The sequence below is a fragment of the Terracoccus luteus genome (assembly GCF_003635045.1).
GTDB classification, from domain to species: Bacteria; Actinomycetota; Actinomycetes; order Actinomycetales; family Dermatophilaceae; genus Terracoccus; species Terracoccus luteus.
The window spans coordinates 2721357-2741590 of sequence record NZ_RBXT01000001.1 but is presented as its reverse complement, the minus strand read 5'-3'; the positions used below and the strand labels follow the sequence as shown (position 1 = coordinate 2741590).

At 72.3% G+C, this 20234-nt stretch carries 13 protein-coding genes; 9 read left to right on the top strand and 4 right to left on the bottom strand.

Annotated features, from left to right (window positions below; genetic code table 11):
* Positions 1-128: 128 nt before the first annotated feature.
* Complete coding sequence (locus tag DFJ68_RS12430; protein ID WP_121033642.1) at positions 129-1379, bottom strand: toxic anion resistance protein; 1251 nt, start codon at positions 1377-1379, stop codon at positions 129-131.
* Between the two features lie 433 nt (positions 1380-1812).
* A complete protein-coding gene (locus tag DFJ68_RS12425) occupies positions 1813-2646 on the bottom strand; it encodes a dioxygenase family protein (protein ID WP_121033640.1) in 834 nt (277 codons plus the stop codon).
* A gap of 214 nt (positions 2647-2860) precedes the next feature.
* Between DFJ68_RS12425 and topA the strand changes: the two genes are divergently transcribed.
* Genes topA through DFJ68_RS12405 form a run of 4 tightly spaced genes read left to right on the top strand, consistent with a single transcriptional unit; the run spans position 2861 to position 7483 of the window.
* Entirely contained in the window at positions 2861-5620 is a 2760-nt protein-coding gene (gene topA / locus DFJ68_RS12420; protein ID WP_121033638.1) for a type I DNA topoisomerase, read from the top strand.
* The gene (locus DFJ68_RS12415; RefSeq protein WP_121033636.1) at positions 5617-6129 is read left to right on the top strand and encodes a GNAT family N-acetyltransferase; all 513 of its coding nucleotides are present in this window, start codon (positions 5617-5619) and stop codon (positions 6127-6129) included. The genes topA and DFJ68_RS12415 overlap by 4 nt, the downstream gene beginning before the upstream one ends.
* Before the next feature lie 29 nt (positions 6130-6158).
* The gene (locus tag DFJ68_RS12410; protein ID WP_121033634.1) at positions 6159-6962 is read left to right on the top strand and encodes a PIG-L deacetylase family protein; all 804 of its coding nucleotides are present in this window, start codon (positions 6159-6161) and stop codon (positions 6960-6962) included.
* Positions 6963-7021: 59 nt separating this feature from the next.
* Complete coding sequence (locus DFJ68_RS12405) at positions 7022-7483, top strand: SCP2 sterol-binding domain-containing protein (RefSeq protein ID WP_121033632.1); 462 nt, start codon at positions 7022-7024, stop codon at positions 7481-7483.
* 176 nt (positions 7484-7659) lie between these two features.
* On the opposite strand, the gene DFJ68_RS12400 is transcribed toward DFJ68_RS12405, so the two are convergent.
* Complete coding sequence (locus DFJ68_RS12400; RefSeq protein ID WP_121033630.1) at positions 7660-9885, bottom strand: NADP-dependent isocitrate dehydrogenase; 2226 nt, start codon at positions 9883-9885, stop codon at positions 7660-7662.
* Positions 9886-10091: 206 nt separating this feature from the next.
* Here DFJ68_RS12400 and DFJ68_RS12395 point away from each other — a divergent pair, with 206 nt between their 5' ends.
* Positions 10092-11642 (top strand): CoA-acylating methylmalonate-semialdehyde dehydrogenase, encoded by a 1551-nt coding sequence (locus DFJ68_RS12395; protein ID WP_121033628.1) that lies wholly within the window; start codon positions 10092-10094, stop codon positions 11640-11642.
* Positions 11643-11811: 169 nt separating this feature from the next.
* On the opposite strand, the gene DFJ68_RS18135 is transcribed toward DFJ68_RS12395, so the two are convergent.
* Positions 11812-13446: a helix-turn-helix domain-containing protein gene (locus DFJ68_RS18135; RefSeq protein ID WP_170165761.1), complete on the bottom strand. Its 1635-nt coding sequence runs from the start codon at positions 13444-13446 to the stop codon at positions 11812-11814.
* 178 nt (positions 13447-13624) lie between these two features.
* Between DFJ68_RS18135 and DFJ68_RS12380 the strand changes: the two genes are divergently transcribed.
* The 4 genes from DFJ68_RS12380 (at position 13625) to ppsA (ending at position 20012) form a co-directional block, all read left to right on the top strand.
* Positions 13625-14953 carry an aspartate aminotransferase family protein gene (locus DFJ68_RS12380; protein ID WP_121033625.1) on the top strand — a complete coding sequence of 443 codons (1329 nt, stop codon included), beginning with the start codon at positions 13625-13627 and terminating at the stop codon, positions 14951-14953.
* 40 nt (positions 14954-14993) lie between these two features.
* Positions 14994-16493, top strand: coding sequence for a gamma-aminobutyraldehyde dehydrogenase (locus DFJ68_RS12375; protein ID WP_121033623.1), 1500 nt, complete (start codon positions 14994-14996; stop codon positions 16491-16493).
* A 187-nt stretch (positions 16494-16680) separates the two neighbouring features.
* Positions 16681-17544 (top strand): pyruvate, water dikinase regulatory protein, encoded by an 864-nt coding sequence (locus tag DFJ68_RS12370; protein ID WP_121033621.1) that lies wholly within the window; start codon positions 16681-16683, stop codon positions 17542-17544.
* Positions 17541-20012: a phosphoenolpyruvate synthase gene (gene ppsA / locus DFJ68_RS12365; RefSeq protein ID WP_121033619.1), complete on the top strand. Its 2472-nt coding sequence runs from the start codon at positions 17541-17543 to the stop codon at positions 20010-20012. The genes DFJ68_RS12370 and ppsA overlap by 4 nt, the downstream gene beginning before the upstream one ends.
* The last annotated feature ends 222 nt before the right edge of the window (positions 20013-20234 follow it).

The following is a 20234-nucleotide window of genomic DNA, read 5'->3' as shown; positions in this document are numbered from 1 at the left end:
CTGCCCAGCCCGAACCACGACCTGATGCCCACTGCGTCCCGTCCTCTACCGCTGCGCCTGCCGCGGCCGCGTCGCGTCCGGCGACCCTGCCGCTCGTGCCACCCGTGCTCTCGTCACGGTCGGTGCCCTCAGCGCGGCGCCCCGAGGTCGAGCACGCCGGATGCCGTGCCGCTCGCCGTGCGGTCGTCGTGCGCCTTGACGCGGTCGAGGTAGCTGCGCGACTTGGCCACCTCGGTCTCGAGGGTGCCGATGCTGGCGGCCATGTTGTCGAGGGCGCGCACCTTGAACTGGTCGATGGCGTCCATCGTCTCGTAGATGTTGGCGAACGCCTTCTGCAGCGACTCGATCGACAGGGTGGAGCTGGCCGACTGCTCCTGGATGCGCGCCGAGTTCGTCTTGAGCAGCTCGCTCGTGCGCTCGATGAGCCCCGACGTCGTCGTGTTGAGCGCCGTGATCTGGTCGAGCACGAGCTGCTGGTTGTTGAGGGCCTGCGCGACGATGACGGCCGTACGCAGCGCCGACACCGTCGTCGTCGTGGCCCGGTCGACGCCCTTGATGAGCTCGATGTTGTTCTTGATGACGATGTCGATGGCGAGGTAGTTCTGGATCGACACGGCCAGCTGCGTCAGCAGGTCCTGGTGCTTCTGGCGCACGTAGAACAGGACGTCCTCGCGCATCGCCTTGGCCTTCTCGGGGTCGGTCGCGTCGAGGGTCGCGACCTGGGCCGAGAGCTTGGCGTCGAGCCGCTCGGCGACGTAGACGTACTGGTTGAGCCGACCCATGGAGTCCCACAGCGAGCGCTTCTCGAGGTTGAGGGCGACGTTGTCCTTCGTCAGCTCGTCCTGCCCCGACTGCAGCGAGTGCAGGATGCCGTTGAGGTGGCTCTGGCTGCTCTGGTACTTGCGGAAGTAGTCGGTGACGCGGTCGCCGAACGGGATCATGCCGAGGAACTTCTTCGCGCCCGTCGCCTGCCCGGGGTCGAGGTCCTCGACGGTGCGGCGCAGGTCGAGCAGGGTCTTGCCGACCTTCGAGCTGCCCGAGAGGTTGCCGTCGTTGAGGGCCTTGACCGGCAGCTGCAGCATGCGGTTGCTGCTCTCGGCGGCGAAGCGCACCTCGTCGTTGCCCATCGAGCGGACGTCGGCCGCCTTGGCCTCCCACTCCGGCGACTTCGTCGCGGCCTTCATGAGGTCGGTGAGGTAGGTGTCGACCTTGGCGTCGAGGCCGGGCAGCGCCGCCTCGGGCACGGCGGGGGCCATCTTCGGCGCGGCGGTCTCGGCGACGGGCGCGGCCACCGGGGGCGGCGTCAGCGCGAACGCGTCGGCCGCGGGCGGCGCGAGGGGGGCCGGCTGCGCGGCAGCGGTGGCGGGCTGATCGGTCATCGTCGAACGGGTCCTTCCCCTATGTTCCGGCCGTGGCCCGAGGGCCCGGACGGTGGTCCCGGAGCCCGCCGGAGGCGTGTGGTGCAGGCGTGGTGCAGGTGCCGCCGGGCGAGCGTACGGACACTCTACGGGCAGCCCCTCGAGGACGGGACGGGGCCGCGGCCGGTTCCGGATGCCGCCCTGCCGCACCCGGGTGACCACGCTGCAGGCCCCGACGAAAGGCTGTCGCACCGGCGTCGACCGGGCGCCGTCGCGGGCGGCAGCCGTCCGGGACGGGCAGGTAGGCCGGGGGAGCGGCCGCGGCCCGGGGTCAGGGGAGTTCCCGGGCCACGACCGCGGTGTGTGGCCCCCACCTCCCGACAACGGGTGCCCGGTGGGGCGAGTTCCGGCCCGACCCTGTGAGCCGACGCACGGGCGTCCGGCCCGCCGGGGCTCAGCCGAACTGCCAGCTGCGCTTGCTGAGGCCGAACCAGAAGCCGTCGATGACGCTGCGGTTGTCGAGGCCGCCGGACTCGTAGGCCGCGCCGAGGGTGACGAAGAGCGGCGCGAAGTGCTCGGTGCGGGGGTGGGCCTCGCGGGCGGCCGGGGCCTTGGCGAGGAAGTCGAGCAGGCTGTCGACGTCCTGCGCCTGCATGGCCTCCTGCGCCCACTGGTCGAACTCTGCGCTCGCCTGCGGGGCGGCGGCGTCGGCGCCGGCGCGCGGGTCGAACCACCGCAGGTTGTGGGTCGTGAAGCCGGAGCCCACGATCATCGTGCCCTGGTCGCGCAGGGGGGCGAGGCGACGGCCGATGTCGAACAGCCCCCGCGGGTCGAGCGTCGGCATCGACATCTGCAGCACCGGCACGTCGGCGTCGGGGAACATCTCCTTGAGCGGCACGTAGGCGCCGTGGTCGAGGCCGCGCTGCTCGTCGCGGTGCACGTCGGACGACGACGCCGCTCCCGGGGCGGTGAGCAGCTTCGTCACGTCGTCGGCGAGGCCCGGCGCGTTCGGGGCGTCGTAGGTCACCTCGTAGTAGTGCTGGGGGAAGCCCCAGAAGTCGTAGGTGAGCGGGGCGCCGGTCGTCGTGCCGAGCGTCGTCGGGGCGTCCTCCCAGTGGGCGGAGACGATGAGCACGTTCTCGGGCTTGTCGATGGAGGCCGACCAGTCGGCCAGCTGGCCGGTCCACCGCGCGTCGTCGGCGAGCGGCGGCGCGCCGTGGCTGAGGTACAGCACGGGCGCGGGGCTCGTCGTGGCGGTGCGGTCGCTCTCGCGGGTGGTGGCGGTCATGGTCGGCTCCTCCGTGTGTTGAACATTAAACTTACCACGCCCGGTGGCCGCCGGGCACCTGCCGGGCCACCCGGCATCCGAGGCGGTGCGACGGCACGACCCCGCGTGAGCCGTTCAGGTCGTGTCGGGTTCGGGCTGTTACGGTCTAGCCGCGTCCACGTCGGAGCAGCGACGAATCCGCTGCACGTGCGACCGAGGAAGTCGAGGAACAGTCATGGCTGCTGGCAAGGGCCGCAAGCTCGTCATCGTCGAGTCACCGGGAAAGGTGAAGTCGATCGCGAGCTACCTGGGCGGCGAGTACGAGGTCGAGGCGTCGATCGGGCACATCCGTGACCTGCCGAACCCGAGCGAGCTGCCCGCCGACATGAAGAAGGGGCCGTACGGCCGGTTCGCCGTCGACGTCGACAACGGCTTCGACCCCTACTACGTCGTCGACGCCGACAAGAAGAAGAAGGTCGCCGAGCTGCGGCGCAAGCTCAAGGACGCCAGCGAGCTCTACCTCGCCACCGACGAGGACCGCGAGGGCGAGGCCATCGCGTGGCACCTGCTCGAGGCGCTCAAGCCGCGGGTCCCCGTCAAGCGCATGGTGTTCCACGAGATCACCCGCGAGGCGATCCAGCGCGCCGTCAACGACACCCGCGAGATCGACACGGCCATGGTCGACGCGCAGGAGACCCGCCGCATCCTCGACCGCCTCTACGGCTACGAGGTCAGCCCGGTGCTGTGGCGCAAGGTGCGCCAGGGACTCTCGGCCGGCCGCGTGCAGTCGGTCGCGACCCGCATGGTCGTCGAGCGCGAGCGCGAGCGGATGGCCTTCGTGCGGGCGTCGTACTGGGACGTCGAGGGCGAGTTCACTCCCGAGAGCGCCGGGCAGCACTTCACCGCGCGCCTCTCGCAGGTCGACGGTGCGCGCGTCGCCACGGGGCGTGACTTCTCGGATGCCGGTGTGCTCACCGGGCGGGGCACCGTGCAGCTCGACGAGGGGCTGGCCCGGCGCATCGCCGAGGCCGTCGTCGCGACGACCGCCGTCGTCTCCGACGTGCAGGAGAAGCCGTACACGCGCCGCCCGTCGGCGCCCTTCACGACCTCGACGCTGCAGCAGGAGGCCTCGCGCAAGCTGCGCCTGTCGTCGAAGAACGCGATGCGCGTGGCGCAGCGGCTCTACGAGGGCGGCTACATCACCTACATGCGTACCGACAGCACGACGCTCTCGGACGCCGCCCTGACCGCCGCGCGCAGCCAGGCCCGCGACCTCTACGGCGCGGAGTACGTGCCCGAGAGCCCCCGCCGCTACGAGAAGAAGGTCAAGAACGCGCAGGAGGCGCACGAGGCCGTGCGCCCGGCGGGTGACCGCTTCCGTTCGCCCGCGCAGGTGGCCGGCGAGCTGCGTGGCGAGGACTTCGCGCTCTACGAGCTGATCTGGAAGCGCACCGTCGCCTCGCAGATGGCCGACGCCCGCGGCTCGACGGCCACGGTCAAGCTCACGGTCGACACCGGCATCGAGGGCGCCCAGCAGGTCGAGTTCAGCGCCAGCGGCACGATCATCACCTTCCGCGGCTTCCTCGCCGCGTACGAGGAGGGTCGCGACGACGAGGCCGCCGCCCGCGCGCAGGCCGCCGAGGAGGAGCGCCGACTGCCCAAGGTCAGCGAGGGCGTCCAGCTCGAGGTCGTGCGCGCCGAGGCCGACGGCCACGAGACGAGCCCGCCGGCGCGCTACACCGAGGCCACCCTCGTCAAGGCGATGGAGGAGCGCGGCATCGGTCGCCCGTCGACGTACGCGTCGACGATCGGCACCATCCAGGACCGCGGCTACGTCTTCACCAAGGGCCAGGCGCTCGTGCCGACGTGGCTCGCCTTCGCCGTGACCCGGCTGCTCGAGGAGCACTTCGGCAACCTGGTCGACTACGAGTTCACCGCCTCGATGGAGGAGGACCTCGACCGCATCGCCAACGGCGACGAGGGCCGGGTCGACTGGCTGAAGCGCTTCTACTTCGGCGACGAGGCGACGTCGGGCGCGGGCCTGCGAGCGCTCGTCGACGACCTCGGCGAGATCGACGCCCGTGAGATCAGCACCATCCCCCTCGGCGAGGGCATGGTCGTGCGCGTCGGTCGCTACGGCCCCTACGTCGAGGAGGTCGTTCCCGGGGGCGTCGACCTCTCGACGGGCGAGGTGGCCGAGGGCGCCGAGGTGCCGGCCGCGCCGCGACGGGCCACGATCACCGACGACGTCGCCCCCGACGAGATGACGCCCGCGAAGGCCCGCGAGCTGCTCGAGGCCGCGGCCGACGACGGCAAGGTGCTCGGGCAGGACCCGGCGACCGGCCACGACATCGTCGCCAAGGCCGGGCGCTACGGCCCGTACGTCACCGAGGTGCTGCCGGAGAACGCCGAGGAGGCGCCGGCCAAGGGCCGCAAGAAGGCCGTCAAGGCCAAGCCGCGGACGGCCTCCCTCTTCCAGGACATGGACCTCTCGACCATCGACCTCGACGCGGCCCTGCGGCTGCTGTCGCTGCCGCGGGTCGTCGGAGCCGACGCCGAGGGTGTCGAGATCACGGCCCAGAACGGCCGCTACGGCCCGTACCTCAAGAAGGGCACCGACTCCCGCTCGCTCACCTCCGAGCAGCAGCTGTTCGACATCACCCTCGACGAGGCGCTCGCCATCTACGCCCAGCCCAAGCAGCGCGGGCGCGCAGCGGCGGCCGCCCCGCTCAAGGAGCTCGGCGAGGACCCGGCGAGCGGCAAGCCCGTCGTCGTCAAGGACGGCCGGTTCGGCCCCTACGTCACCGACGGCGAGACGAACGCGACGCTGCGCAAGGACGACGACCCCGAGTCGATCACCCCCGAGCGCGGCTTCGAGCTGCTCGCCGAGAAGCGGGCCAAGGGCCCGACGACGCGCAAGCGCGCCGTGAAGAAGACGGCGAAGAAGACGACCAAGCGGGCGCCGGCCAAGAAGGCCACGGCCAAGAAGGCATGACCGGGTCGGGCGGCCCGGGAGCTCCGGGAGCTCCGGGTGCCTCGGGCGAGGGCCCGGGGCGGCCCGACCACCCCGCCGGGGAGGTCGGGCCGCTCACCGATGCCGACCACGACCGGTGGGAGGCGCTGTTCCGTGACTACATCGCCTTCTACGGGCGTGAGCTGCCGCAGGCGGCCTACGACCGCGCTTGGCGCGAGTTCCGTTCCGACACCGTGCTGCACGCGCTGGGCGCGCGGGTCGACGGCGAGCTCGTCGGCATCACGCACTTCCTCGTGCACGCCAACACGAGCGGCCCCGACGTCTGCTACCTGCAGGACCTCTTCACCTCGCCCGAGGCCCGGGGCCGTGGCGTCGGGCGGGCGCTCGTCGAGGCGGTGGCGGAGTGGGCCCGGGCCCAGGGGTGCGGCCGGGTCTACTGGCAGACGGCGGAGGACAACGCGGTGGCCCGCCGCCTCTACGACTCGCTCGTGCCCTTCAGCGGCTTCGTCGTCTACCGCCTGCCGCTCTGAGCGTCACCGCCGGGTGAGAGGCTGACGCCATGGCCACCGTCGTGTTCGTCCACGCCCACCCCGACGACGAGGCGTCGCAGACCTCCGGATCGATGGCGCGGGCCGTGTCCGAGGGCCACCGCGTCGTGCTCGTCATCGCCACGAACGGCGACCACGGCGACGCCCCCGACGACCTCGGCGAGGGCGAGACGGTCGTGCAGCGCCGCCACGTCGAGGCCGGTCGCAGCAACGCCATCATCGGCACGCACCGCGTCGAGTGGCTCGGCTACGCCGACTCGGGCATGAGCGGGTGGTCCCAGAACGACCACGACGACAGCTTCACCCGGGCCGACACCGAGGAGGCGGCCGAGCGCGTGGCGGCGATCCTGCGCGAGGAGCGGGCCGACGTCCTCGTCGGCTACGACTGGCACGGCGGCTACGGCCACCCCGACCACGTCAAGGTGCACGCGGTGGCGAAGCGTGCGGCCGAGCTGACCGGCATCCGTCGCTACCTCGAGAGCACGATGAACCGCGACGCGATGATGCGCTCGTTCGAGGCGGCCAAGGGCGCCGGCATGGACGTCGGCGACTGGGACCCGAGCCAGCCCATGGACGACGGCAACCCCCTCGGCACCCCCGAGAGCGAGCTGCACTGGGCCTGCGACGTCGGCGAGTTCATCGAGGTCAAGCGGCGCGCGCTGCAGGCGCACGCCAGCCAGTCCGACGCGCGGGGGATGCTCGAGATGCCCGAGGAGATGTTCGCGGCCGGGTTCTCGACCGAGCACCTCATCGAGCCGGGCCGGCCCGAGGGCATGGTGCGGGGCTGGTTCCTCGAGGGCGAGCCCACGGGTTAGGTTGCGGTGACGGCGCCGTCCGGTGCCGCGCGTGCTGCACCCGTGACCCGAGGAGCCCGATGCTCGACCTCACCACCGCCACCCCCGAGCAGCTCAAGGCGCTCGAGCCCGGGGAGTTCATCGCCGTCGTCAGGACGATGTCCGACGGTGAGCTGGGGGCCCTCATGCGCGGGCCGAACCGCGCGCCGATCGTCGAGAACGTCTTCGAGCGGATGCCGCAGATCTTCCGTCCCGAGCGGGCGGGCGACGCCCGGGCCCTGACGCACTGGACCATCACCGAGCGCCCCGACGGCGGCGAGGACCGCTACACCGTGGCCGTGGCCGACGGCACGTGCCGCGTCACCGAGGGACACGAGGGCGACGCCTCGCTCGCGCTGACCTTGACGCCGGTCGCCTTCGTCAAGATCATCAGCAAGACCGGCAACCCGGTGATGATGTTCATGACCGGCAAGCTCAAGGCCTCGGGCGACCTCGGCCTCGCCGCGAGCATCGCCGGCTGGTTCGAGCCCCCGGCCGCCTGACCCACCCCGCCCGTCGAGAGGGCGCTTCGACCCCGTCGAGAGGTGGCGGTTTCAGGCCGGGCGCTCAGCCACCATCGAGTGGCCACACGGCAGGGGAAACCGGCGCCGGAGCCCGCACGTGCGAGGGCCCACCCGACCGTGTGGTCGGGTGGGCCCTCGCGTACCGGCTCGGGTGCTCAGCCCAGCGAGTCGATGATCTCGTTGAGCGTGGCCGAGGGACGCATGACGGAGGCCACCTTGTCGGCATCCGGGCGGTAGTAGCCGCCGATGTCGACGGGGGAGCCCTGCGCGTCGATGAGCTCGCCCGCGATCTTCTCCTCGTTCTCGGAGAGGCGCGCGGCGACGTCCGCGAAGCGCTCGGCGATCTGCGGGTCGTCGGTCTGCTTCGCCAGCTCCTGCGCCCAGAACAGCGCGATGTAGAAGTGGCTGCCCCGGTTGTCGATCTGGCCGACCTTGCGGGCCGGGCCCTTGTTCTCGTCGAGCAGGCGGCCGGTGGCGCGGTCGAGCGTGTCGGCGAGCACCTGGGCGTGGGCGTTGTCGGTGACCTGTGCGAGGTGCTCGAAGCTGACGGCAAGGGCGAGGAACTCACCGAGGCTGTCCCACCGCAGGTAGTTCTCGGCGACGAGCTGCTGCACGTGCTTCGGGGCCGACCCGCCGGCGCCGGTCTCGAAGAGGCCACCGCCGTTGATGAGCGGCACGACCGAGAGCATCTTCGCCGACGTGCCGAGCTCGAGGATCGGGAAGAGGTCGGTGAGGTAGTCGCGCAGCACGTTGCCGGTGACCGAGATGGTGTCCTCGCCGCGACGGATCCGCTCCAGCGAGAAGGCGATCGCGTCGGTCGGCTTCATGATCTCGATGGTCAGGCCGTCGGTGTCGTGCTCCCCGAGGTACTCGTTCACCTTCGTGATGAGGTTGGCGTCGTGGGCCCGGTCGGCGTCGAGCCAGAACACCGCGGGGGCTCCGGTGGCACGGGCGCGGGTGACGGCGAGCTTGACCCAGTCGCGGATCGGCACGTCCTTGGTCTGGCACGCGCGCCAGATGTCGCCGGCCGACACGGCGTGCTCGAGCAGTGCGGTTCCCTCGCCGTCGACGACGCGCACGGTGCCGTCGGCCGGGATCTCGAACGTCTTGTCGTGGCTGCCGTACTCCTCGGCGGCCTGCGCCATGAGGCCGACGTTGGGCACCGAGCCCATCGTCGAGGGGTCGTAGGCGCCGTTGGCGCGGCAGTCGTCGATGACGACCTGGTAGATGCCCGCGTACGAGCTGTCGGGCAGCACGGCGAGGGTGTCCTGCTCGTCGCCGGCCGCGTTCCACATGTGGCCCGAGGTGCGGATCATCGCCGGCATCGAGGCGTCGACGATGACGTCGCTCGGTACGTGCAGGTTGGTGATGCCTCGGTTCGAGTCGACCATCGCGAGGTCGGGCCCGTCGGCGATCGCCTGCTGGATGCCGGCCTCGACCGCCGCACGTCGGTCGCCGGGCAGCGTCTGCACCGCCGACAGCACGGCCCCGAGGCCGTCGTTCGGCGAGGCCCCGGCGGCGGCCAGGTCGGCCCCGAACTCGCGGAAGACGTCGGCGAAGAAAGCGCGCACGACGTGGCCGAAGATGATCGGGTCGCTGACCTTCATCATCGTGGCCTTGAGGTGCACGGAGAACAGCACGCCCTCCTTCTTGGCCCGCTCGACCTGCGCGGCGAGGAAGCGGTGCAGCGCGGCGACGTCCATGAACGTCGCGTCGACGACCTCGCCGGCCAGGACCGGCACCGACTCCTTGAGCACCGTCGTCGTGCCGTCGGCGGCGACGTGCTCGATGCGAAGCGTGCCGTCGGCCTCGACGACGACCGACTTCTCGTTGTGCCGGAAGTCGCCGGCGTCCATCGTCGCGACGTTCGTCGTCGACGCGGAGTCCCAGGCGCCCATCGAGTGCGGGTGCTTGCGGGCGTAGCTCTTGACCGACGCGGGGGCGCGACGGTCCGAGTTGCCTTCACGCAGAACGGGGTTGACGGCCGAGCCCTTGATCTTGTCGTAGGCGGCCCGCGCGGCCTTCTCGTCGTCGGTACTCGGGTTGTCGGGGTAGTCGGGCAGGTCGTAGCCCGCCCTCTGCAGCTCGGCGACGGCCGCCTTGAGCTGCGGGATCGACGCCGACACGTTCGGCAGCTTGATGATGTTGGCCTCGGGCGTCTTGGCGAGCGCGCCGAGCTCGGCGAGGGCGTCGTCGACCTTCTGGTCGTCGCGCAGCCGGTCGGGGAACGCGGCGAGGATGCGGCCCGAGAGCGAGATGTCGCGCGTCTGCACCTGCACGCCGGCCGCCTTCGCGAAGGCCGAGACGATGGGCAGCAGCGACGCCGTCGCCAGCGCCGGCGCCTCGTCGGTGTGCGTGTAGATGATCGTCGAGTCAGTCACCGGTGCTCCATTCCGAGGTACGGGTAGAAATCTTGACATCAAGATATCGGATGCCGTGTCGCGGCGCGTTCGCGCGCCACCATCCTGCCCGCCGCCGGCGCACCCGGCCAGCGACCCGGCATCCGGTGCCGGGTTGTCGGTGCGACCGGCACCGCGTCGACGGACTGGCACGACCATGACGGGCTGCCGGTGCCTACGGTGAGGTCATGTCGCAGCAGCCGTCAGAGTCGTCAGAGTCGTCGCAGTCGTCGCCGTCGTCGCAGTCCCTGCCCGTCGTCACCCACTGGGTCGACGGCGCCGAGCGCGCCGGCCACGGCCCGCGCACCGCGCCGGTGTACGACCCCGCGCTCGGCACCGAGACCAGGCGGGTCGCCCTCGCCGACGCCGAGGACGTCGAGGCCGCCGTGGCGAGCGCCGCCGCCGCCTTCCCGGCCTGGCGCGACACCTCGCTCGCCAAGCGGCAGTCGGTGGTCTTCGCCTTCCGCGAGCTGCTCAACGCCCGCAAGGGCGAGCTCGCCGAGATCATCACGGCCGAGCACGGCAAGGTGCTCTCGGACGCGCTCGGCGAGATCAGCCGCGGCCAGGAGGTCGTCGAGTTCGCCACCGGGCTGGCCCACCACCTCAAGGGCGAGTACTCCGAGGAGGTCTCGACCGGCGTCGACGTCTACAGCCTGCGTCAGCCGCTCGGCGTCGTCGGCATCATCTCGCCCTTCAACTTCCCGGCCATGGTGCCGATGTGGTTCTTCCCCGTCGCCGTCGCCGCCGGCAACTGCGTCGTGCTCAAGCCGAGCGAGAAGGACCCGTCGGCCGCCAACTGGCTCGCCGCGCTGTGGAAGGAGGCCGGTCTGCCCGACGGCGTCTTCACCGTGCTGCACGGCGACAAGGAGGCCGTCGACGGCCTGCTGACCCACCCCGAGGTGAGGGCGGTCTCGTTCGTCGGCTCGACGCCGATCGCCCAGTACGTCTACGAGGTCGGGGCCAAGCACGGCAAGCGGGTGCAGGCTCTCGGCGGCGCCAAGAACCACATGCTCGTGCTGCCCGACGCCGACCTCGACCTCGTCGCCGACAGCGCCATCAACGCCGGCTTCGGCTCGGCGGGGGAGCGGTGCATGGCCATCAGCGTCGTCGTCGCGGTCGAGCCCGTCGCCGACGACCTCGTGGCCCGCATCCGTGGGCGCATGGAGACGCTCACGGTCGGCGACGGCCGGCGCGGCTGCGACATGGGCCCGCTCGTCACCCGTGAGCACCGCGACAAGGTCGCCGGGTACCTCGACGTGGCCGAGGCCGACGGCGCCAAGATCGTCGTCGACGGCCGCGGCGTCGAGGTCGACGGTGAGGCCGACGGCTTCTGGCTCGGCCCGACCCTCATCGACCACGTGCCGACGACGAGCCGGGTCTACACCGAGGAGATCTTCGGCCCGGTGCTCTCGGTCGTGCGCGTCGACAGCTACGAGGAGGGCGTCGCGCTCGTCAACAGCGGCGCCTTCGGCAACGGCACGGCGATCTTCACCAACGACGGCGGCGCCGCCCGGCGCTTCCAGAACGAGGTGCAGGTCGGCATGGTCGGCATCAACGTGCCGATCCCCGTACCCGTCGCCACCTTCTCGTTCGGCGGGTGGAAGGCCTCGCTCTTCGGCGACACCAAGGCCCACGGCGCCGAGGGCGTGCGCTTCTACACCCAGACCAAGGCCGTCACGAGCCGCTGGCTCGACCCGAGCCACGGCGGCATCAACCTCGGCTTCCCGCAGACGAGCTGACCGGATGCCGGTGGCCTCCCGCGCGGGGAGGCCACCGGCATCCGCCCCCGTCGGAGACGCCCGCACACCTCGCCGACACCTGCCGCGGCCGAGGGTCCGCGCCCACCGGATGCCGTGTGGTCGCGTCCGCGACGTGTGCGGGCGTCCGCACGGTGCCGGGTCGTCCGGCTCAGGTGGCGAGGTCGTGCAGGCGCAGGGCGTTCCACAGCTCGACGCGGTCGTCGAACCGGTCGAGGTCGAGCCCGAGCAGCCGGGCGGCGTCGCCGACCCGGTGCCGCAGGGTGTGGCGGTGGATGCCGAGGGAGCGGGCGGCCGGGTCCCACGCGCAGTTGTGCTCGCACCAGGCCCGCACCGCCCGCAGCAGCTCATCGGAGTCGGGGCTGGCGAGCAGGGGGGCCAGCACACGCCGTGCGACCTCCGTGCCACCGTGACCGGCCAGCACGCCGAGCAGCCCTTCGCCGTGCAGGGTGTCGAAGTGCGCGAGCGGGGCTGGGGCGGTGGTGCGTTCGAGCGCCCGACCGGCCTCGGAGACGAGCCGGGCCAGGCCCTCGGTGTTGCCGGCGCCCGACACCCCGACGCGGAGCCCGTGCCGGCCGACGAGCACGTCGCTCACGTCGTCGACGTCGGTGGGGCCGGCGAGCACGAGCAGCGGCCCGCCGGCCTGCTCGGCGAAGAAGACCCGCCCCCGACGGTCGGCCGCGGTGATCTCGAGGTCGTCGAGCACGAGGTCGGCCGACGGGCCCTCAACCGCACAGGCCAGCACCCGCAGCCCGCCGGTGGGGAAGCCGCCCCACACGCGCCGCGCCGTGGCCGCCGCGACGTCGGGGGTGCCGGCGAGCAGCAGCTCGAGCAGCCCCGAGCGCAGGCTGCGCCGCGCGGCGTCGAGCGCGCGGCTCTGCTCGAGCGCGATGCTCGCCAACGCGATGACGCTCGTGACGAGGTCCGCGGCCGCCGGGTCGAGCGGCACGGGGGCGCCGACGGCGAGCACGCCCCGCAGCCGCCCGCGCGAGCCCAGGGTCTGCAGCGTGACGTCGAGCCCACCCGAGCCGCCGCCGAGGTCGCCGAGCCGGGTGGCCGCCCGCACCCCTCGGGCGAGCACGGCGTGCACGGCCTCGTCGAGCGCCGGGGTCGCGGATGCCGGGACGTCGCGGCGCGTGCGCACGGGCACCCGGTGCCCGGCCGCGTCGTAGAGCGCCACCCAGCAGCCGAGCTGCCGCTCGAGCTCGCCGAGCACCGCGCTCAGGCCGTCGGGCCGCAGGGCGGCGCGGGCGAGGGAGCGCTGTGCCCGCAGCGACCAGTCGAGGCGCTCGCGGGCCTCCGTCGCGAGCACCTCGGCGACGTGTCGCACGATGGCGATGAAGGGGGTGCGGCCGCCGACCTCGAGCAGCGGCAGGCCGTGCGCGGCGCACGCGGCGACGAGGGCGGGCGGCACGGCGGCGTGGACGACGTCGACGGCGAACCCGAGGGCGAGGACGTCGGCCCGCACCAGCCGCCGGATGTAGTCGTCGGCGAAGCGGGGGTCGACGTCGGCGACCCCGGTGTCGTCGGTGCGGCCGACCCCCAGCACTGTCTCGAACTGGGCCCCGTCGGTGAGCAGCAGCTGGCCCGGCTCGAGCCAGGGCGTCGGGTCGGGCAGGTCCGAGCTGTGCGCCCACGTCACGGGGGCGTCGAGCGCGCCGGTGGTGTCGTCCGGCCGGTCGCCTGTCGGCGCGGGCGCGGGCGCGGCCGTGGGCGTCGGCGCGGCCGTGACGAGGGTGAGGTGGAAACGGCGGTCGGCGACCAGACGCCGCAGCGTCGTCGGCATCAGCGCCCACCCCGCGGACGTCGCCGCGGCGCCGAGTCCGACCCCGGCAGCCGGCGTCCGCGACGGGTCACGCGCCACTTCGTCGTCGTCGGGCCGGTCACCGCACCACTCTGGCACAGCCGCCCCGGCCCGGCCGGGGCATGATCGGGAGACCACCCGACCCGCCCGAGGAGCCAGCATGACCACCCACACCGTCGGCGCGCTGCCCGTCAACGACAACGAGTCGACCCACGCCCTCGACCGGCGCCACGTCTTCCACTCGTGGTCGGTGCAGGGCGCCCTGGACCCCATGGTCATCGCCGGCGGCGAGGGCAGCACCGTCTGGGACTTCGACGGTCGCCGCTACCTCGACTTCTCGAGCCAGCTCGTCAACGTCAACATCGGGCACCAGCACCCGCGCATCGTCGAGGCGATCCGCGAGCAGGCCGGTCGTCTGACCACCGTGGCGCCGGCCCACGCCAACGACATGCGCGGCGAGGCGGCCGCCCGCATCACGGCGCACGCCCCCGACGGCTTCGACAAGGTCTTCTTCACCAACGGCGGCGCCGACGCCAACGAGAACGCCATCCGCATGGCCCGCCTCGTGACCGGACGCGACAAGGTGATCTCGCGCTACCGCAGCTACCACGGCAACACCGGCGCGGCCATCGTCGCGACCGGCGACTGGCGCCGGGTCTCCAACGAGTACGCCACCGGCCACGTGCACGCCTTCGGCCCCTACCTCTACCGCTCCGAGTTCTGGGCCACGACGCCCGAGCAGGAGTGCGAGCGGGCGCTGCAGCACCTCGAGCGCATCGTGCAGTGCGAGGGCCCGAGCACCGTCGCCGCCATCCTCCTCGAGACGATCCCCGGCACCGCCGGGGTGCTCGTCCCCCCGCCGGGCTACCTCGCCGGCGTGCGCGCCATCGCCGACCGGTACGGCATCCTGCTCATCCTCGACGAGGTCATGGCCGGGTTCGCCCGCGCCGGTGAGTGGTTCGCCTTCGACGCCGAGGGCCTCGTCCCCGACCTCGTCACCTTCGCCAAGGGCGTCAACTCCGGCTACGTGCCCGTCGGCGGCGTGCTCATCAGCGACCGGGTGGCGCGCCACTTCGACGACCGCATGTTCCCCGGCGGCCTCACCTACTCGGGCCACCCCCTCGCCGCCGCCAGCATCGTCGCGAGCATCGACGCGATGGAGCAGGAGGGCATCGTCGAGCACGCGGCCGAGATCGGGCGCTCGCACCTCGGCCCCGGCCTCGCCGCGCTCGCCGCGAAGCACGAGGTGATCGGCGAGGTCCGCGGCCGCGGGGTGTTCTGGGCGGTCGAGCTCGTCTCCGACGCCGAGACGCGCGAGCCGGTGACCGCGGCCTGGATGGGCCGCCTCAAGGGCGAGCTGCTGCAGCGCGGTGTGCTGCCCTTCACGGCCGACAACCGCCTCCACGTCGTGCCGCCCGCCGTCGTCACGCCCGCCGAGGTCGCCACCGGCCTGCAGGTCGTCGACGAGACGCTCGCCGCCCTCGCCTGAGCGCGGACCACCGCCCCACCCACCCCCGAGGACGCAACCGATGTCGCAGTTCATCGACGGGGCCGTCGGCCCCGCCACCGGTGGCCGCACCGCCGAGGTCACCGACCCGTCGACCGGCGAGGTCGTCGAGACGGTGACGATGGCGGATGCCGGTGACGTCGACCGCGCCGTCGGCGCGGCCCGGCGGGCCTTCCCCGAGTGGTCGCGCGCGACCCCCGCCGAGCGGTCGGGAGTGCTGACCCGGTGGGCCGCCGTGCTCGCCGAGCAGGCGGAGAGCCTCGCCCGGGTCGAGAGCCGGCAGGCGGGCAAGCCCATCCGCCTCGCCCGGGAGTTCGACGTGCCGGGCACCGTCGACAACGTCGCGTTCTTCGCCGGCGCCGCACGCCACCTCGAGGGGCAGGCGGCCGGCGAGTACTCACCCGACCACACCTCGATGATCCGGCGCGAGGCGGTCGGCGTGGTCGGGTCGGTCTCGCCGTGGAACTACCCGCTGCAGATGGCCGCCTGGAAGATCCTCCCCGCGGTCGCGGCCGGCAACACGGTCGTGCTCAAGCCGGCCGAGATCACCCCGCTGACCAGCATCATGTTCGCCGAGGCCGCGACGGCGGCGGGGATGCCCGACGGCGTCGTCAACGTCGTCGTCGGTACGGGCGAGGAGGCGGGGGCGCCGCTGCTGCGGCACCCGGACGTCGACATGGTCAGCTTCACCGGTTCGACCCGGGTCGGCCGCACGGTGCTCGAGGCCGCCGCCGGGACGGCCAAGCGCGTGCACCTCGAGCTGGGCGGCAAGGCTCCGTTCGTCGTCTTCGACGACGCCGACCTCGAGGCGGCCGTGCACGGCGCCGTGGCCGGCAGCCTCATCAACACCGGGCAGGACTGCACCGCCGCCACCAGGGCCATCGTGCACCGGTCGCTGCACGACCGGTTCGTGCAGGGCGTCGCCGACCTCTCCGCCCAGGTGCGTCTCGGCCCCACCGACGACCCCGACACCGACCTGGGCCCCCTCGTCTCGTCGGCCCACCGCGACCGCGTCGCGGCCATGGTCGAGCGGGCCCGCGGCTACGCGACGGTCGTCACCGGTGGCCTGCCCGGTGGCGACCTCGGGCGGCGGCTCGAGCGGGGCAGCTACTTCCTGCCCACGCTCGTCACCGGCATCCGGCCCGAGCACGAGCTCTTCACCGACGAGGTGTTCGGGCCCGTGCTCGCCGTCACCCCGTTCGACACCGACGACGAGGCGATCGCCCTCGCCAACGACACCGTCTACGGGCTGGCGGCGTCGGTCTGGACCCGCGACGTCTACCGCGCCATGCGGGCGACCGCCGAGATCCGCTCCGGCTGCGTGTGGGTCAACGACCACATACCGATCGTCAGCGAGATGCCGCACGGCGGTCTCAAGCAGTCCGGCTTCGGCAAGGACATGTCGTCGTACTCCTTCGAGGAGTACACCGTCGTCAAGCACGTCATGCTCGATCGCACGGCTGTCGCCCGAAAGGCCTGGCACAGAACGGTTTTCGGTCTCCCGGCCTCGACCGACGACTGAGCGGTCACAGCCGGCCGTCCACGCGCCGACGACGTTCCGCGCCGCACCGAGGCCGCTACCGGTCGGTACCCCGTGACCAACGACACGGGCGTGGTGTAGCCCACGTCGCGGTCCGGGGACCGCCCTCGGTGAGCCCGCTACCCTCCATCTCGTCAGCCTCGCCCCACCGTCGCGTCGAGAAGGACCCATGACCGCACCCACCCGCACCCCTGCCGGGACCGGTGCCCCCGGCCCGTCGCCGGTGGTGCCGATCTTCTTCGTGTCCGACAGCACGGGCATCTCGGCCGAGACCCTCGGCAACGCCCTGCTCATCCAGTTCCCCGAGCTGACCTTCGAGCGCGAGCTCTTCCCCTTCATCACGACGGTCGAGGAGGCCCGACGGGTCGTGGCCGTGCTCGACGCGGCGGCCGACGGCCCGGTGACGCCGCTGGCCTTCTCGACGACCGCAGAGACCCAGATCCGCGACGAGCTGCACCGCACCCGCTGCCCGCTCATCGACTTCTTCGACCTCCACATGGCCCGGGTCGAGAGCGTGCTCGGCCGGCAGGGCGTGCGGGCGCCGGGGCGGATGCACGGCCTCGGCGACGTCAAGCGCTACAACGACCGCATGGCCGCGATCGAGTACGCGATCGAGCACGACGACGGCCAGAGCATGCGCGCCCTCGACAAGGCCGACATCATCCTGCTCGGGCCGTCACGCTGCGGCAAGACGCCGACGAGCATGTTCCTCGCCTTACAGCACGGGCTCTTCGTCGCCAACTACCCCCTCGTCGACGAGGACCTCGAGCAGACCGAGCTGCCGGCCCCGGTGCGCTCGATGCGCGACCGCTGCTACGGCATCACGACCACCTCGCAGCGCCTGCAGCAGGTGCGAGAGGCCCGCAGCCCCGGCTCGCGCTACGCCTCGCGCGAGCAGTGCTCCTGGGAGGTCCGCCGGGTCGAGGCGCTGCTGCAGAACCACCGCATCCCCACGATCAGCTCCGCGACCCGCTCGGTCGAGGAGATCGCCACCGTCATCATGCAGTCCGTCCACCGAAGGGATCACCGATGAGCGCCACCCCCACCGATCCGAGCGCCACCACCACCGACCCCGCCACCGATCCCGCCACCGATCCCGCCACCGACCCCGCCGTGGGCACGAGCCGCAACGTCGCCTGGTTCACCGAGCTGGGGCTGGCCGACCTCGAGGAGGTGGGCGGCAAGAACAGCTCGCTCGGCGAGATGATCAGCAACCTCGCCGACGCCGGCGTGCGGGTCCCGCCCGGCTTCGCGACGACGGCCGACGCCTACCGCCGCTTCATCGGCGAGACCGGGCTGGCCGAGCGCATCGAGAGCCGCCTCGAGGGTCTCGACACCGACGACGTGACCCGCCTCGCCGAGGTCGGCCGCGAGATCCGTGAGCTCGTCGTGGCCCAGCCCTTCCCGCCGGACCTCGAGGCCGACATCCGCGGCGCCTACGAGCAGCTGGCCGCCGACCACGCCGACGCCTCGTTCGCCGTGCGCTCGTCGGCGACGGCGGAGGACCTGCCCGACGCCTCCTTCGCCGGGCAGCAGGAGACCTTCCTCAACATCAGTGGCATCGAGGCGGTGCTCACCGCCATCCGGGAGGTCTTCGCCTCGCTCTACAACGACCGGGCCATCGCCTACCGCGTGCACCACGGGTTCGCCCACGAGGCCGTCGCCCTCTCGGCCGGCATCCAGCGCATGGTGCGCTCCGACACCGGCGCCTCCGGGGTCATGTTCACGATGGACACCGAGTCGGGGTTCACGGATGCCGTGTTCGTCACGTCGTCGTACGGGCTCGGTGAGGCGGTCGTGCAGGGGGCCGTCAACCCCGACGAGTTCTACGTCTACAAGCCGGCGCTGCGCGCCGGGAGGCCCGCTATCCTCAAGCGCGGCATCGGCAGCAAGGCCACCCAGATGGTCTACACCGACGACGCGACCGTCGGGCGCACGACCGAGTTCGTCGACGTCCCGCTCGAGCGACGCGGACTGCTCAGCCTCACCGACGACGAGGTGACCGAGCTGGCCCGGCACGCGCTCGCCATCGAGGAGCACTACCAGCGGCCGATGGACATCGAGTGGGCCAAGGACGGCACCGACGGACTGCTCTACATCCTGCAGGCCCGCCCCGAGACGGTGCAGTCGCGGGCGAGCGCGTCGCAGACGCAACGCTTCAGGCTCAAGGGCAGCGGACCGCTCGTCGTCGAGGGCCGTGCCATCGGCCAGAAGATCGGCGCCGGCCCGGTGCGCGTGCTCGCCTCGGCGGCGGCCATGCACGAGTTCCGGACGGGTGAGGTGCTCGTCGCCGACATGACCGACCCCGACTGGGAGCCGATCATGAAGCGCGCCTCGGCCATCGTCACCAACCGCGGCGGTCGCACCTGCCACGCGGCGATCATCGCCCGCGAGCTCGGCATCCCGGCCGTGGTCGGCACCGGTGACGCGACGGCCAGGCTGGGCGACGGCCGGGAGGTCACCGTCTCGTGCGCCGAGGGCGACACCGGCATTGTCTACGACGGCATCCTGCCCTTCGACGTCGAGACGACGACCCTCGACTCGATGCCCGAGCTGCCGGTGAAGATCATGATGAACGTCGGCACGCCCGACCAGGCCTTCGCCTTCAGCCGGCTGCCCAACGCGGGCATCGGCCTGGCCCGCCTCGAGTTCATCATCAACCGCCAGGTCGGCATCCACCCCAAGGCGCTGCTCGAGGCCGACTCGCTCACCGGTGAGCTCGCCGACGAGGTGCGGGCGGCGACCGCCGCCTACGACAGCCCGCGCGACTACTTCGTCACCCGGGTCGCCGAGGGCGTCTCGATGCTCGCCGCCGCGTTCGCGCCGCACCCCGTCATCGTGCGCATGTCCGACTTCAAGTCGAACGAGTACGCCAACCTCGTGGGCGGCTCGAACTACGAGCCGCACGAGGAGAACCCGATGATCGGGTACCGCGGCGCGGCCCGCTACCTCTCGGAGGAGTTCGCGGAGTGCTTCGCCATGGAGTGCGAGGCGCTGCGCTACGTGCGCGACGAGATGGGCCTGACCAACGTCAAGGTCATGATCCCGTTCGTGCGCACCCTGACCGAGGCGAAGGGCGTCGTCGAGCTGCTCGGCCGCAACGGCCTCAGGCGCCACGAGAACGGTCTCGAGGTCATCATGATGTGCGAGCTGCCCTCGAACGCGGTCATCGCCGACCAGTTCCTCGAGCACTTCGACGGGTTCTCCATCGGCAGCAACGACATGACGCAGCTGACCCTCGGCCTCGACCGCGACAGCGCGCTCGTCGCCGGCGGGTTCGACGAGCGCGACCCCGCGGTCAAGTTCATGCTGAGCGCTGCCATCAAGGCCTGTCGTGAGCAGGGCAAGTACGTCGGCATCTGCGGGCAGGGCCCGTCCGACCACCCCGACCTCGCGCAGTGGCTGCTCGAGCAGGGCATCGACTCGCTGTCGCTCAACCCCGACACCGTCGTCGACACGTGGCAGCGCCTCGCCGGGGTGACGGCCGCGCCGACGTCCTGACACCGGCTGACACCGGGCGGGGCCGGGGCCGCCTTCGGTGACTGACACGCAGGACGTTGATCGGGCCACGGGCCGGGAGGGGGGACTCCGGCTCGTGGCCCGATCGGCGACGTCGGCCGGCAGGGGGTCCGGTCGCGTCGTGGTGTCACGTGGGCCGCAGGGCGGCCCGGGTGGTGCTCTCCTGTGCTGTCACCTCTCGGTGCTGCCGGCCGCGTGGTGCGG